Genomic DNA, 15,081 nt, shown 5'->3' on the forward strand with positions numbered 1-15,081 from the left:
GAAGGTTAAACAAATTCATTTAAGCCTTCGGTTTCCAGCTCCAAGTCACCGCTAATAACGCAAGGGCTATCAAAGTGGATCCGATAATCAAATATATGGATTGCTCCCAATGGAAACCTTCTTGCTTGCTCATCCAGCCTACGGCCTTTGAAAGGCTCGTTCTGCCCAAATAGCCAAATAAGCCGATAAAACCTGCCGCGGTTCCAACCGCTTTCTTCGAAGTAAAATCGAGTCCCGCAACTCCCAAGAGCATAACCGGAGGATAAATAAAAAAACCGACGACTCCGAATAATGTCAGATCGAGCCAAAGATGGCCGGGAGGAGTGAAGAGCAATCCGGTCAAAGCGAATAAAATGGGAACCATACATAGAAAACTGACCATCCCTCTTTTTCCACCGAGCTTATCGGAACCCCAACCGACCAAGAGCGTGGATCCGATTCCGGCGAATTCATAAATCAGAGTACTGACTCCTCCTTTTTCCAAAGTGGCTCCTTTGGCAAATTTTAGATAGGTTGGACCAATATCCGTTAGGCTGTAACGAACCACGTAAACAAAAAAATTCGCGAACGCAAAAGTCCATATATAATAATTTTTGAATACGGATTGAACGATAATCTCTCGAAAGCTCAGCTCCCTTTCTTGATCTGCAACAGGAATTCTTAAATCTCTCTCCGGGTCTTCCTGATATTCCTCGATGGAGGGAAGACCGACGGATTGTGGAGTGTCCATCAATCGAAAAAGAAGATAGACCGCAGTTACGATCGCAATCGACGCAGGAATATAGAATGCGTTTCTCCAACCCCACCAAGAAGCGCTGTACGCCGCGACCACGCCGACCAAACCACCGCCGACGTTATGCGCTATGTTCCAAATGGCAAACTTGGATCCCCTTTCGGCGACTCCGAACCAATGTCCAAGAGATCTTCCGCACGGTGGCCAGCCCATTCCTTGAACGAACCCATTCAACGCCCAAAGATAAAAATGCGTTTCATAATTACTGGAAGCTCCAAAAAACAAATTGCAAACCGCGGTCAAAATTAGACCAAGAGGCATGAAGAATCTTGGATTACTCCTATCAGATAGAGCGCCCATGATAAATTTCCCGAGTCCATAGGTGATCGCAGTTACCGCTAGAATATTTGTGATCTGCTCTTGACTGTAGTGTAGCGCTTCTCCCATCTCTTTGGATACAACGGGGAAATTATTTCGAACTAAATAGAAGACCGCGTAACCGATAAAAGTCGCCTCTAAGATTCTCCAACGAAAACGCGGATATCTTTCTTCTATCATTTCGGGAGGTAAGAGAGGTTTTGGTTTAGCCGGTAAAATCCAGCGGAAGAGTGCGCTCATTTGCCCACGATCGTAAAAAACCAAGATCGCTTTACAAGATCATTTTCGATCAAAAAGAGAAACCTTCTTCTCAAACAAAGAAAATCGGTACCTTTTTTCGATGCTTCTTCGTTCAGAATTCTTAAAAAAATCAACTTCACGAATCTTAAAATCGGACGTCTTAAATTCACCGATCTCATTTTGCTAAGTACAAAGGATTATTGATAAACGAAGTGATTTCCCGCTCAAGTCGCCTTTCAATGAATAAAAGACTTCCCGGAAATCTCAAAAATAAAATCGTAAAACTAAAATTAGGGTTCCCGTTTCAAAAGGAATTCGGTATCTTTTTATAATTTACTATTTATGATAAAATTCCTTCCGAAATCTGCCCCCGTTCGAGTTTCTCTTTTATATCTCATTTTAGCGTCGGCGTGGATTTTCATCTCGGATCAGTTCATTCGCTTCGTTTCATTTGATCCTTCGATCTTAACGACCTTACAGACTTACAAAGGCTGGAGCTTCGTCGTAATTACAACCTTGCTTCTATTTATCATTCTCAATCGCTATTTTCTTCTCATTAAAAAAGAATCGGACGAGCAGAAAGTTGCCGAAACAGCCCTCTTAGAATCGGAACGACGATTTCGAGTGACATTGGAAAACATCAATCTAATCAGCCTAGGATTGGATGCGGAAGGAAACATCACGTTCTGTAACGATTACCTTCTCAATTTAACGGGTTGGAAAAGGGAAGAACTCATCGGAAACAATTGGTTTGATTATTTTTTACTTCCGGAAGAAAGAGAACAGGTTTTATCGATATTTAAGGAAGCGATTCGAACAAACTCACTTCCGCTTCATTATGAAAATTATCTCAGAACAAGAAACGGCGATAAAAAACTGATTCAATGGGATAACACGATTCTGCAAGATACGAATCATCATATTATTGGAACCATCAGTATCGGAACCGATATTACGGATCGCAAGCGCGCGGAATCCGAACGCTTAGAGTTAGAAAGGCGTTTACTTCACGCTCAAAAATTAGAAAGCCTCGGCGTATTGGCTGGTGGGATTGCTCACGATTTTAACAACCTCCTCGGTGGAATTTTCGGATATATCGACCTTGCACGTGAAAAGGTGGAAGCCGGCGAACCGAACGTTAGATATCTTGATAAGGCGATCACCGTCTTCAATCGCGCGAAAGATCTGACACAACAGCTTTTGACCTTTGCAAAAGGCGGCAAACCCATACGAAAAACGGGTTCTTTAGCCCCGATCATAAACGAATGCGTTCTCTTTTCTCTTAGCGGTTCGAACGTTTCTTGTCACTTCGAAATAGAAGAAAACCTCGGTCTTTGCGATTTTGATGAAAATCAAATCCATCAGGTGGTGGAGAATATAATCATCAACTCGGTTCAATCGATGCCGTTAGGAGGAACAATCGTAGTTTCGGCAAAGAATATGTATCTCGGTAAATACAACTCGGTCCGCTTGAAAGAAGGAAACTATATTCAAATTTCCGTACAAGACAGCGGGACTGGAATTCCAAAAGATTTACTCCCCCGCATTTTTGAACCGTTCTTCACGACGAAACAAAAAGGAACCGGACTCGGTCTTGCGACATCCTATTCCATCGTTCAAAAACACGACGGTGGAATCGAAGTTAAATCAGAGTTAGGTGCGGGCAGTACGTTCAATATTTATTTACCGATATCTCAAAATGAAATCAAAACGAGCCGATCAAAGAAAACCAATCATCACAGCGGGCTTGGAAAAGTTCTTATAATGGATGACGAGGACTTTATCATCGAAATCTTCTCGGAGATGTTGGAAAAAATGGGTTATCGAACCGTCGCATCGAAGAATGGAACGGAGGCGATCCAACTCTTCAAAGAAGCGAAGAATTCTTCTTCTCCGTTCGATATTTTAATTTTTGATCTTACGATTCCCGGCGGCATGGGAGGTGAAAAAGCGATTTCGGAAATTCGAAAGCTGGACCCAAAAGTGATCGCGATCGCTTCCAGCGGATATTCGGAAGATCCGGTCATCTCATCTCCCAAAGAATTCGGATTTTCCGCCAGCCTTAGAAAGCCATTCCGCAAAAGTGATCTTGCCGAACTTTTAGAAAAACTTTTAAGCGGCAAAACCCATTTTACTTTCTAATCCGTTTTTAACGAAGAATTTTATTCTCATTTCGATTCGATAAAATAGAATCATTCTTTTTGATTTGCAAGTTTTCTCAGTTAGGATTTTCTAATTCGACTATGAAACAATTTGATCCCATTTCCATGAAAAAATTGAAATTTAAGAATGGGGACAATGTCTTCGTTTTAAATTTGAAAGACATTTTTTCTTCAAAGCCGATCGGCGGAGTTCGCTTTATAGATCAAGTTTCAGACGCAAATGGAATTCTTCTTTTTGTGGATTCTACTTCCACCCTCAAATCCTCCTTTCTAAAAATCCGAAAATATCTCAAAGAAGAAACTCTTTTCTGGATCGCGTTTCCGAAGAAAACTTCAGGGACTCAAACGGATCTGGAAAGAGATCACGGTTGGGAAATTCTTTTTGAAAACGATTACGACACAGTCGCCTTAGTATCGTTAAACGAAACCTGGTCCGCAATGAGATTTAAAAAGAAAGATAAAATTAAAAAAGGAGGTTCGAAAGAGGAAAAACAAAAGAACCCGGAACTAACAAAATACATCGATTACGAAAAGAAAATCGTTCGGCTCCCGAAAGACGTTCTTACATTCTTTCCTAAAACGAGTTCTGCAAAAAAATCTTTTGATGCGCTTTCTTGGTCTCATCAAAGGGAATATGTCGAAGCGATCTTAGAAGCGAAAACATCCGAAACAAGAACGAAAAGAATAAAAAAATTGATGGACCATCTGAATTCGAAAAAAATCGCCAGAAAAAAGAAATCGTAAGATCGAAACTTAATTCTCACCAAGGATAAAATTCCAAAATATCTTCTTCCGAAATTTCGCTATGCTCACCAGGGTGTAACGCAATTCCATCGGAAGACAATCCGGCTCGTATATCCCCGCTTCCGTTAAACGACTTAGCCCTCAGTCCCGTTTTTTCCCTCGTCTCGAAAATTACCGGAAAAAATTCCGGTAAAGAATTTTTCTTTTTTCTTTTTCCAAAAAAGGAGAATCGCAGTGGTTTTGGAATTTCCATTCCTAGATAAGAACGAATATACGGATCTAAAAAAATTCTCGCACAAACCTGGACGCTGAAAGGATTTCCCGGAAGCCCGAAAACCACGGTCCTCCCTTTTTTTCCAAACCAAATCGGCTTACCCGGTTTTAACGAAACCTTATGAAATATTTTTTTGACTCCGAGTTTTTCTAAAAGAGGAGGAATCAAATCCATACTTCCCATAGAAACTCCTCCGGACAACAAAAGGATATCGGATTCCAAACCCTTTTGAAGAGCTTCCGTAATTTTTAATTCATCATCGGGAACGAGTTCTATGGAATTGGGTTGAATTTTGTGACGATTCAAAATGGCAATCAAAGAATACGAATTTGAATCCCGAATCTGATAAGGGAGTGGCTTTGATCCGACCGAAACAACTTCGCTTCCGGTTGATATGATGGAAACCCTCGGAAGGGTTCTCACGGGAACGATATCGAATCCTAAAGAAGCTAACAAGGATATTTCGGACATTCCGAGTACGGTTCCCGATCCGATTACGAGTTCTCCTTTTTTTAAATCTTCTCCTCGAACTGCTATATTCATAAAATGGAATACTTGATCGGATTTTAGTTTTACTTTCGAAATCGGATTCCCGCTTTCGATTTCCTGACTGTCTTCGATTTTGATCACCGCATCCAAACCTTCCGGCACGACCGCTCCCGTCATAATTTTTACGATTTCCTCGCCGGGATCCAGTTTAGATTCCATTCCAGCAAAAATTTCTTTTTTGCAATGATAGGTTTTAGATGGGTGAAAATCCTCGCTCTTAATTGCGTATCCATCCATCGTTGAACGGTGAAAAGGCGGGTAATCCCGATCCGCTTTTACGTCGCCGGCAAGAATTCTTCCCAAACTTTCCGCAAGAGGAACCGATTCCAAATTCGACTTAGAAACGTCCGCAAGAATTTTCGTTAACGCTTCTTCGATAGAAATCAATGCCCCTCTCCTCTCATCATCTTTTTCGCGTGAAAGACCGCAGGAAAGATCGCCTTCAAACTTTCTCGGGCCCCGTTCGAACTTCCGGGAACGCACACTATCAAAGTTTTCTTGATTCGCCCCGCTAACGAACGGGAAAGCATCGCATACGGAGTACGGTCCTGTCCGAAGGATCTCATTGCCTCCGCGATTCCCGGTATTTCCTGATCCAGAAGATTACGAATCGTATCCGTCGTGTTATCCCTCGGTCCCAATCCGGTTCCACCCGTTGAAACGATCAGGTCGATACCCGCTTCCACCCATTCTCCGATTTTCTTACGAATTTCTTCCGGCTCGTCGGGAACGATAGTATATTCATGAATTAGAACATTCGATTCTTTTAATATACTTTCGATTATTTTACCGGACCCGTCTTCTCGTTTCCCCGCAAACGTAGAATCCGAACAAACTAAGATCGCGGCTTTAGCGCCTTCCGCAAACTTGGAGAATTGAATCTCGCTCTTTCCACCTTTTTTTTCCAGAAGTCGAATGGAGGATATTTCCAATTGTTTGTCGATCGGTTTGAGAAGATCGTAAATCGTCAATGCGGCTACGCTGAGTCCGGTTAAAACTTCCATTTCGATACCGGTCTTTCCGATCGATTTTGCGCTAGCTAAAATTTTCACACCCTTATCCACAAGTTCGAAAGAAATTTCAAAAAAATCGATAGGCACAGGATGGCAATGAGGAATGAGATCGGATGTTTTTTTGGAAGCAAGGAGAGCGCTCGCCTTTGCAACACCAAAGAGATCTCCTTTGGGAAGAGTGTTCTCCCGAATTCTCTTCAATGTTTCCGGCGCGCAAAATACAAACCCCTCAGCCGCCGCGGATCGGAGACTGGTCTTTTTTTCAGTGATGTCGATCATTCTTTTGTCCTAACTGAGAGAATACAGACCATGGATCAGAGATCGCAAGGATTCCATTTCGAAATAAAAATGAACTAAGTTCCCGATGATCGGAATCGGATAACTCACTTCTTTCCTGTAACGGTTTAACGAATATCGCCCAAGGCTTTACTAATCCTACCGTATGATTCTAAGATCGAATTTTTTAGAATCGCAACCGAATCGTTTCAGAATTTCCGCGAGTGATCAAATTTCCACAATCTCCCCTAATGAATTCAATCCCGTATAAACTACGAGAGTTTTTTCTTCTTCGCCTACTTTTCCGAAAAAGAAACTAAGTCGCCTTTCAAGTGTAAGGCGTCCTTGCAATGAGAGCGATTCCGCCATCTCTTGATGGATCTTGGCTTGTAGACGCTGTACCGACCCGGTCTTCGACAGAAAAAAACAATCGCGTAATGTACGATGCATTCGCAAAATTCAAGGCACAATGAGAGCACCGTACAAGAGGACTTCTACTTGGCTAAGATTTTGACAACCATCTCTATCAGCAATTTCTGGGCTTCCGGAAGTGGGTCGAAGAGATAATATTTTCCAAACTTCGGTTTCATTTTAAAGCCCGGCCGCGCTCAAATCGGAAAGAGTATTCAAATTTAAGAATGCGTTCGAATGATCTTTCGGAACTTCAATTGCGATTCCGTTCGATTTTTCCAGAATGTTTTTCGGCGATACGTTAAAGTCGGATTCCATTCTTCTTTTACTGACTTCGTTTAACAATTTAGAGGTATAAATCGCAGGAAACGGCTCTATCATTCCTTCGAGTTTGCAAAAGTAACTCTCTATTTCTGAATTCGTCTGATAAATCTTTAAAAGTTCGGAAAACACCCAGGAATCCGAAGACGGCATATCGCAAGCGAGAACTAAAAAATCGTCATCTGGATATCGATTGTGTGCGGAAAGAATTCCGGATATGGGCCCTATATTCGAAAACGAATCCTCTACCAAATTTCTCCCGAGCAAGACTTTTGAATAGGATGCTTTTTGTTCCGAGCGAATCGAAATCAAACAACGATCGGTAAAAGAAGATAAGGTTTGAATTCTTTCTTCCACCCAAAGTTTACCTTCGGTTGAAAGCAAACCTTTGTCAGTCCCCATCCTTCTTGAATTTCCGCCGCACAAAACGAGTCCAGTCGGCTTTCGATCCGTCATGGATTCGTCTTCAAAGGAGAGTAACGTTCATGTCCGACCGCCCCAGCCGCACAACCCGCGCAATTGAGAGTCCATTCGGAAGTTCCATCGGAATAAAATTCTTTTTTCCAAATCGGGACTTCGTGTTTGACACGATCGATGATATAACGGTTGGCCTCATAGGCTTCCTTTCTATGTGAAGATGCGGTAATCACACAGACGGAGGATTCTTCCGGATAAACCGTGCCGGTCCTATGAACGCAGATCGCTTTTTTTAAACGAAAGATCGTTATTGCGTCTTCCAATATTTTTTCAATCATCGGCTCAGCCATCGGAGGATAGGCTTCGTAAAACAAATAGTCGACTTGTTTGTTCGAATTTGCGGTGTCCCTCGGTTCTCCGCTAAATAAAACGACAGCGCCGCAAGAAGGATCGTGTCCTTGCGAAAGGATTTTGTTCAGATCAATCGGTTCTTCTTGAAGATGCACATCAACCTCCGCTTAACGGTGGAAGAATCAAAACGGTTTCTCCCTCTACTAGGATTCGATCGGCTCCGACCATTTTATCCTGAACAGCCCAGAGCGAAACTTCCAGAATCTGACTCGTTTCGGGCTTTTTCTTTCTCATCTCTTCCACAACGTCCAAAACGCGCACCGGAGATTCTAAATTTAATACGAAATCGGATTGAAAATGATCTTTTAAGATTCCGAATGTTTTTACCGCAACTTCCAACTTCAACCTCCGATAGCCATCATGGTAAGATCGCTTCCCTTAAAACGAACGTCTTGTTTTTGACGCAATGCTAAGATAAGAATCTGTTCCATATCGATTCCCTGTTCCCTGAGTTTCGGCAACGGAAACCCCGTGGACGAACTCAAACAGCCGTAAAGACTTCCCTTGCTATCCAAACGAAGACGATCGCAATCGCTACAAAAAGGTGCGGACTCGTTCGCGATGATGCCGAAAGAATTTCCGCTTTCCGTATTCCAGTAATTCGCTGTCGAGGAAATCTTCCTCGTTTGCGGAGTAAGAACTCCGTAATGTTCTTCAACACGATCCAAAATTTCTTTTTGAGAAAAAATCGGGATTGTATCTGAATTTTGCAAATAACCCATCTTCATCAGTTCCAAAAATCTGGGTAGAATACCTTTGCTCCAAGAATATTCAAGAATTGGAATGATCTGGTCTTCATTCTTTCCTCTCATCAAAGTGCAATTGATTCGAACCTTAAGACCTATTTCGACGGCGGCCTCGATTCCGTGTAACGTCTGTTTGATCGCCGAACGCCGACTCATTGCACGGAATCCTTCCGGGGTCATCGAATCCAAAGAAACGTTGATGGAATCCAATCCCGCTTTCTTTAGATCCGATGCTTGTTTCGAAAGAATCGAACCGTTTGTCGTAAGGGAAATTTGCGGGATTCCTAAATTTTTTAATTCTTGAACAAGAACTTTTAAGTGGGGGTAAAGAGTCGGTTCTCCCCCCGTTAGTCTCACTTTTTTTAAATGTAATAAACCGTGAAGATCGTGAACGATACGAATCCATTCTTCCACTTCTAAATAAGAATTCTTACGTGATAAAAGGATATCCTCATCCACGCAATAAGTACAAGCGAAGTTGCAACGATCCAGAAGACTGATTCTAAGAGTTTGAAAACTTCTTCCAAAACCGTCGCGTATCATACTGACCTCTTCAAAATCATTCTTTCGCTACCAAAGAAGAATGCAGAGCAAGAGAAACCACTCCGTCTTCCGCTGTTACGAGGTTCGATCAGAATACGGATCCGGAAATTCGTCCGCCCGTTTTTAGAAAGAACGGTCTCTTATTCAAAGAAAAGTAACCTTCCGATCCTTTTCCTAGGTTCGGTCCGTTCTTTTGCTCAAACCATTTCCCCGTATGAGATAGCGATTCGCACAAGCATACCACTTATCTCCTCGTTGGAAATGAAAAATTGCAATCTGTTCGTCTCCAACTTTGGCGAACGTTCCCCTGTCTTGCAAGAATTCGGAGATCGGACCAGTTTCGATCCCTATTTTTTCGATTGCCCGAAACAGAGGATCCATACACGAACGGCTCGATTCAAAAACCACTTTAAGAAATCGAATTTCAGTTTTCAAAATCCTATCTATGATTCTTCAAAGAAATGGAGAAGGTTCTTTCGATCTTCATTTCTTATATAAGAATTTTTGAAGCTACTTTCAGCCTGCTACTTTCGCAAAGAATCCATCTTTTTCCGATTCGTAACTCCTTTGATGAATTCAAAAATCGAAATTCGACCTTTTCTTTTATCCTTGTAAAAATAGCCTATTTTCAAACTATAGTCATACAGCGTGTCTTATCTACGCAGACACAAAATATCTCCTGATTCCAGCCTTCCTCTCGTTTTAATTGGCTTTTTGATCTTCCGGATAGTTCATCTTGAAAATTCAAAGTATTAGAGGTTCCCGGAATATGGGATGATTCAATACTTTAAAAGGAACATCTATGAAGAAACTCAAGTTTAGTGAACTAAACTTATCCACCGAAATCCAAAATGCGATCGCTGAAATGGGATACGAAGAAGCGTCACCGATTCAATCGGACGCAATTCCAGTCATCTTAAAAGGAAAAGATATCATCGGACACGCGCAAACTGGTACGGGTAAAACCGCCGCGTTCGCGATTCCAACGATCGAAAAGTTGGAAGTAAATTCCAAGAGTCTGCAAGCATTGATCCTCTGCCCTACGAGAGAACTCGTGATCCAAGTCAGCGAACAATTTAGAAAGCTGATGAAGTACAAAGGAAACTTTGAGGTTGTCCCGATCTACGGCGGACAGGAAATCGACAGACAATTACGAGCTCTGAGAAAAAATCCTCAGATCGTAATCGCAACTCCAGGAAGAATGATGGATCACATGAGACGCGGTTCCATTCGTCTGGATGAGATAAAGATCGTCGTGTTGGACGAAGCCGATGAAATGTTGGATATGGGATTTAGAGATGATATGGAGATCATCCTAAAAGACACTCCGGCAGAACGTCAGACAATCATGTTTTCCGCAACGATGACAGACGACATCTTGAATATGATGAAACGTTTTCAAAAAAGTCCTCAGATTATCGACGTAACACATCAGAAACTCAGCGCTCCGAAAATCGAACAAATCTACTTTGAAATTCAAGAAAGTGCGAAGGGAGAAGCCCTTGCAAGATTGATCGAGCACAGAAACATCAAACTCGCTCTCGTCTTTTGCAATACAAAAGCTCAAGTCGACACATTGGTCGAGTTGTTAAAATCACGCGGATATTTTGCGGAAGGTCTTCACGGAGATCTCAACCAAAAACAAAGAGACAAAGTGATGAACGGGTTTCGTAACGGAACCATCGAGATTCTAGTAGCGACCGACGTGGCGGGAAGAGGAATCGACGTGAATAACGTGGAAGCGGTTTTCAACTATGATCTGCCGAGAGACGGCGAAGACTACGTTCATAGAATCGGAAGAACGGGAAGAGCCGGTAAAAAAGGAATCGCATTCTCTTTCATTGTGGGAAAACAAATCTACAATCTCAAAAAAATCGAGCGTGCGAACGGCGTAAAAATCGAACCCGGAAAAATTCCTACGTTAGACGATCTTGAGGAAACTAAAATTCATTCTTATACCGCGAAGATCAGAGGGCTCGTAGACGCGGGTCATTTGAGCGAATATGTGAATCAGGTCGAAAGGTTGATGGGAACCGAATACACGGCTCTTGATATCGCCGCGGCACTTTTCAAACTTACGATTCATAAAGAAAGCGGCACTTTCGATCCGAGTATGAAATTCGAAGCGGAACAACGTTTCGACGACAGAAAACCTTCGCGTAAATCAGGCGGTTACAATCGGGATCGAAGCTATTCCGGAAGACCGAGTGGGGGCGGTTCCGGAGGAGGCTCGCGTTCCAAGTTCGGGGGAAGCGGCGGAGGCGGCGCCAGGAGCGGTGGTGGAGACCGAAGCAAAAAATCAGGTCCACCTCCTTACAAAGCAAAGAAGAAATAAGGATTTCTGAAACCAAAAAGAAACGTTCAAACCTCGTCCTTAAGAAGACGGGGTTTTTCTTTTTGGAGTTCCTACAAAAAGAATTCTTTGATTCCGATTCGATCAAAGTAAGAATCTCCGAAATCCTTTGAGCAACGGACTTCAAGTCCGCAATCAAGTGTTTTTCAGGAGTCTATAGTTTGTCGGAACAAGTGGATAGACCGAAAATTTTCTTGAAATCCTCAATCCATTACTAAAGGCGAAGTTCTCAAAATCCACTTTCCCCCTAAAATTCTCCTTGGAAGCGACGGATTTTTGCCGAAGATTTAAGGAGAATCCCGCTCTTCCATCAACGATTCGAGAATATGATCCGACCACGCATTCTTACAATTTCAAAATTTTTCATTCTACTTTTTGTTCTTTGGATCGGGGTAGAATCGACGATGCTATTTTCTCAAGATCAGGAAGACCCATCCCTCAATTTAAGAATGGTTCCGTTTTGGAAAGGCGAAGTAGAGGCGGTCTATCGCGGAAAAGGAAAAGTAAAAATTCGAATCCGCAGAGGATCCGTTTTTTACGGAAAGGAAGAAGACGAGATCAAGGCGATTCTTGCAAGAAGATCGGAATATCCAGTTTTACAAACCAATCCGGAAAAGGAAATCGGCTTGTTCTCAATCCGACAAATCTCTGTCGCTTATCAAAATACTTCTAAAGGAAGAAAAGCGAACGAAGTCGAACTCTTCGGATCCTTTTCGGCGAACGCCGGAGTTCCGGAAAGTCTTTTGGCCGCAGGAACGTTTATACAAGATTACAAACAAGAAGTCGCTTATGTAGAGCCGGGCGCTTTTTTTGCGGATGAGAGAAGAAGGACTCGGCCGGCAAAACAACTTAGACATCCGAAAGACGGAAAAGAAATGGTCTTCGTATCCGGCGGATACGAACAAAACGGAGAATTGTTCTACGAGTCCATGGGATTCTTTCTTCATGGGCAAGGAAATGACGCGTCTGAAGATAGTTACAATCCATTCTATTTCAAACCGGATCGAGGTAATCTCCAAGACATTTCCTCCTATTACATCGATAAGTATGAAGTTACAAATCAAGAATATTCAAAATTCTTAAAGGAAACAAATACTCAACCGCCTCCGCACTGGCCGAATGGGATTCTTCCAACGGGTAAAGAAAATCATCCTGTAAACGGTCTCACATACCGCGAAGCGGAAGCCTACGCGCGTTGGTCCGGAAAACGTCTACCCACGGAAATGGAGTGGGAGAAGGCCGCTCGCGGGACGGGACTTACCTGGATGATCAATCGGGACGAGTCTTATTCTTTCTATCCGAATCCTCTTGATTATCCGTTTGGAAACGATTTCGATCCTCTCCTCTGTAATACGTTAGAAACCAAAAAACAGGATACGATCAACGTGTATGAACTCGCAAAAAAATCGGCGAGTCCTTACGGGGTGATTGGAATGTGTGGGAACGTTGCGGAATGGACGAGTTCGGATTACCTTCCTTACAAAGGACATTCTCTCAAAAGAAGCGCATTTGGAAAAATGCACAAAGTGATCCGAGGTGGTTCTTTCGCATCTACAAAGGAAGAATCAACGGTGTATCACAGATCTTTTGGGGGCATTCCCAATTTGAGATCCGATCGAAGAGCCGGAATCCGTTTGGTCTGGGATCTACCTGGAAGATAAACTCAAGTCACTCTCGCTCTTCTTAAAAGTTTGTCCAATAACGAAGGCGAGAATCGGCTGATCCAAAAAGCAAAAAGCTCCCGAAACTGAGAAGGATAACAGTCTCTCTTTCCGGACTCGATCGCCCTTAAAATTCGATCAGCGACAACTTCCGTAGAAAGTCCGTTCTTAATTCCTTCATCCATAATTCCATAGGCGGAACCGTCCGATGACAATGCCTTCACCGAAATATCGGTCTTCACATAACCCGGAGAAACCGTCATAACGTGCATTCTGCTATCAAAAGTTTCGAGCCGAATGCTATCCATAAACGCTTGAACGGCGTGTTTGCTGGCCGCGTAACCGGAACGATACGGAGTTGCGAATCTTCCTTGTAACGAAGATATTGCCACAAAATGACCTTGATTTTGTCTGAGTTCCGCTTCACAAAGTTTGAAAAGATTGACGAGCGGATAAAAATTTACCTCCATTAGACTTTCATAAACTTTCATCTCGGTTTCTCTTGCGAGGGCTCGCATACTAATACCGGCGCTATGAATGATTCCGTCGATGCGTCGGACTTTCTTTCTAAAATCTTCCGTAATTTTTTTGAGTTGAGAAGAATCGGAAACGTCACCCGGAAAAGTGAATATCATATCGGGAAACGCGGCCTTGTCTTTTAATTCTTTTAAAAGCTCTTTTCTTCGAGCGATCGCACCTACGACCGCACCCTTTTTGTTGAGATCCAGAACGAGAGCCTTTCCGATTCCGGAACTGGCTCCGGTAACAAGAAACGATTTTTCCAAAAAGAAGGACGTCATATCTAAGCCGAACAGAAGATAATAAGAAAGGCAAAAAAAGCAATTGAAAATAAGCCTAAAAAATTCTTTAGGGAATCGAGTGTTCTAAAAAGATGAACTTATAAGAATTCGGCAGGCACTTTTTAAAAAAGATACCTCCGAATAATGCGAGGTTTGGGCAGGCATGTTACAGGAAATCAAGGATAGAATTCGATTTAGAAATACGGATTTTCAAAGAAACTATGAAAGTCGATACTATTGGTTTCCGGAAGAATCTCCTCCGTTTTGTATCATAGAAGTAAACCAATACGATCCCTATCACGATATGACTCTTTATCTTGAAGTCGATTTGACTACGATGAAAATCGTAAAATCAGGAGTCGAAGAAAAGAGGGTTCCCTACGAAACCTGTCCGGTCGCGATCCGAAACTACGATTATCTAGTCGGCGAAGAGATGTCTTATTCGAAACTGATGAGCCGTTTTCCTGCGGATAAAACCATGGGTTGTCTTCACATCAACGAATTGATTCAAAATGCGGCGATGAATTTCCATTCCGCTTATGCTTTTTACTTAAAAGAAAGAAACTTTCCAGCGCAATTCGACGAGTACAAAATGTATGAAGGAGAGCTACCGGCCAGGGAAAGAAGGGAAATCGGACGTCATTGGTGGATGAAAGACAGAGGAGTTAAGAATTCCTGTTATTCTTTTTCTTCCCGCCATGAAAAACCGGAACTCAAAGAACAAGTGAAACATCTTGACAGTATCACTGCGATGATGGTAAAAGAATTCAAGAAGTCGCGAAGAGATGGATCTTAAAAGAGAATGTCCCGTTTGCCATCAACTTTCTGAAGTTGTGTATGTGCACGGACACGGTCAGTGTAGTCTTTGTAAAACGAACATCGAACCTTGTTGTTCCGGAGATTGCAGTGAAGATTTTTCCCTTCCCGAAAGGAATCTTTCCGCCCGCTTAGCTCAGGGGTAGAGCATTTCCCTCGTAATGAAAAGGTCGCCGGTTCAATTCCGGCAGCGGGCTATTTCTAAAACTCTTGCCCTATCGTTTCCCATCTGC

General features: G+C 42.6%; 14 protein-coding genes and 1 tRNA gene. 7 read left to right on the forward strand and 8 right to left on the reverse strand.

Going from position 1 to position 15,081, the window contains the following annotated elements:
- Nucleotides 1-19: 19 nt before the first annotated feature.
- Nucleotides 20-1,351, reverse strand: coding sequence for an MFS transporter (locus DLM75_RS01370; RefSeq protein ID WP_118966768.1), 1,332 nt, complete (start codon nt 1,349-1,351; stop codon nt 20-22).
- Between the two features lie 342 nt (nt 1,352-1,693).
- On the opposite strand from DLM75_RS01370, the gene DLM75_RS01380 reads away from it, so the two are divergent.
- Nucleotides 1,694-3,493 carry a hybrid sensor histidine kinase/response regulator gene (locus DLM75_RS01380; RefSeq protein WP_118966770.1) on the forward strand — a complete coding sequence of 600 codons (1,800 nt, stop codon included), beginning with the start codon at nt 1,694-1,696 and terminating at the stop codon, nt 3,491-3,493.
- Nucleotides 3,494-3,594: 101 nt separating this feature from the next.
- Nucleotides 3,595-4,257, forward strand: a complete 663-nt coding sequence (locus DLM75_RS01385; protein WP_118967914.1) for a YdeI/OmpD-associated family protein — start codon at nt 3,595-3,597, stop codon at nt 4,255-4,257.
- Between the two features lie 16 nt (nt 4,258-4,273).
- Here the strand turns inward: DLM75_RS01385 and DLM75_RS01390 are convergent, their stop codons facing one another.
- The 6 genes from DLM75_RS01390 to DLM75_RS01415 all read right to left on the reverse strand — a co-directional run bounded on the left by DLM75_RS01390 (nt 4,274) and on the right by DLM75_RS01415 (nt 9,218).
- Entirely contained in the window at nt 4,274-5,467 is a 1,194-nt protein-coding gene (locus DLM75_RS01390; protein WP_118966771.1) for a molybdopterin molybdotransferase MoeA, read from the reverse strand.
- Complete coding sequence (moaCB, locus tag DLM75_RS01395) at nt 5,464-6,372, reverse strand: bifunctional molybdenum cofactor biosynthesis protein MoaC/MoaB (protein WP_118966772.1); 909 nt, start codon at nt 6,370-6,372, stop codon at nt 5,464-5,466. Before moaCB ends, DLM75_RS01390 begins: the two co-directional genes overlap by 4 nt.
- Before the next feature lie 588 nt (nt 6,373-6,960).
- Entirely contained in the window at nt 6,961-7,557 is a 597-nt protein-coding gene (locus tag DLM75_RS01400) for a molybdenum cofactor guanylyltransferase (protein WP_118966773.1), read from the reverse strand.
- The gene (locus tag DLM75_RS01405) at nt 7,554-8,024 is read right to left on the reverse strand and encodes a molybdenum cofactor biosynthesis protein MoaE (protein ID WP_118966774.1); all 471 of its coding nucleotides are present in this window, start codon (nt 8,022-8,024) and stop codon (nt 7,554-7,556) included. The genes DLM75_RS01400 and DLM75_RS01405 overlap by 4 nt, the downstream gene beginning before the upstream one ends.
- Nucleotide 8,025: 1 nt before the next feature.
- Nucleotides 8,026-8,268, reverse strand: coding sequence for a MoaD/ThiS family protein (locus DLM75_RS01410; RefSeq protein WP_158586429.1), 243 nt, complete (start codon nt 8,266-8,268; stop codon nt 8,026-8,028).
- A gap of 2 nt (nt 8,269-8,270) precedes the next feature.
- On the reverse strand, nt 8,271-9,218 hold the full coding sequence (locus tag DLM75_RS01415; RefSeq protein ID WP_118966776.1) for a GTP 3',8-cyclase MoaA: 948 nt from the start codon (nt 9,216-9,218) through the stop codon (nt 8,271-8,273).
- 802 nt (nt 9,219-10,020) lie between these two features.
- Between DLM75_RS01415 and DLM75_RS01425 the strand changes: the two genes are divergently transcribed.
- Together DLM75_RS01425 and DLM75_RS01430 are read left to right on the forward strand one after the other, a co-directional pair.
- On the forward strand, nt 10,021-11,553 hold the full coding sequence (locus DLM75_RS01425; RefSeq protein ID WP_118966778.1) for a DEAD/DEAH box helicase: 1,533 nt from the start codon (nt 10,021-10,023) through the stop codon (nt 11,551-11,553).
- Nucleotides 11,554-11,975: 422 nt separating this feature from the next.
- Nucleotides 11,976-13,232, forward strand: a complete 1,257-nt coding sequence (locus tag DLM75_RS01430) for a formylglycine-generating enzyme family protein (protein ID WP_241547843.1) — start codon at nt 11,976-11,978, stop codon at nt 13,230-13,232.
- Between the two features lie 2 nt (nt 13,233-13,234).
- Here DLM75_RS01430 and DLM75_RS01435 read toward each other — a convergent pair whose 3' ends face one another.
- Nucleotides 13,235-14,032, reverse strand: a complete 798-nt coding sequence (locus tag DLM75_RS01435) for an SDR family NAD(P)-dependent oxidoreductase (RefSeq protein WP_118966780.1) — start codon at nt 14,030-14,032, stop codon at nt 13,235-13,237.
- 163 nt (nt 14,033-14,195) lie between these two features.
- On the opposite strand from DLM75_RS01435, the gene DLM75_RS01440 reads away from it, so the two are divergent.
- The 3 genes from DLM75_RS01440 to DLM75_RS01445 all read left to right on the forward strand — a co-directional run bounded on the left by DLM75_RS01440 (nt 14,196) and on the right by DLM75_RS01445 (nt 15,045).
- Nucleotides 14,196-14,828, forward strand: a complete 633-nt coding sequence (locus tag DLM75_RS01440) for a DUF2889 domain-containing protein (RefSeq protein ID WP_118966781.1) — start codon at nt 14,196-14,198, stop codon at nt 14,826-14,828.
- Nucleotides 14,818-14,994: a hypothetical protein gene (locus DLM75_RS24185; protein WP_158586430.1), complete on the forward strand. Its 177-nt coding sequence runs from the start codon at nt 14,818-14,820 to the stop codon at nt 14,992-14,994. Before DLM75_RS01440 ends, DLM75_RS24185 begins: the two co-directional genes overlap by 11 nt.
- Nucleotides 14,974-15,045 (forward strand) — tRNA-Thr (locus tag DLM75_RS01445). Before DLM75_RS24185 ends, DLM75_RS01445 begins: the two co-directional genes overlap by 21 nt.
- The last annotated feature ends 36 nt before the right edge of the window (nt 15,046-15,081 follow it).

This window comes from Leptospira stimsonii (assembly GCF_003545885.1).
In the GTDB taxonomy this organism is placed as follows: domain Bacteria; phylum Spirochaetota; class Leptospiria; order Leptospirales; family Leptospiraceae; genus Leptospira; species Leptospira stimsonii.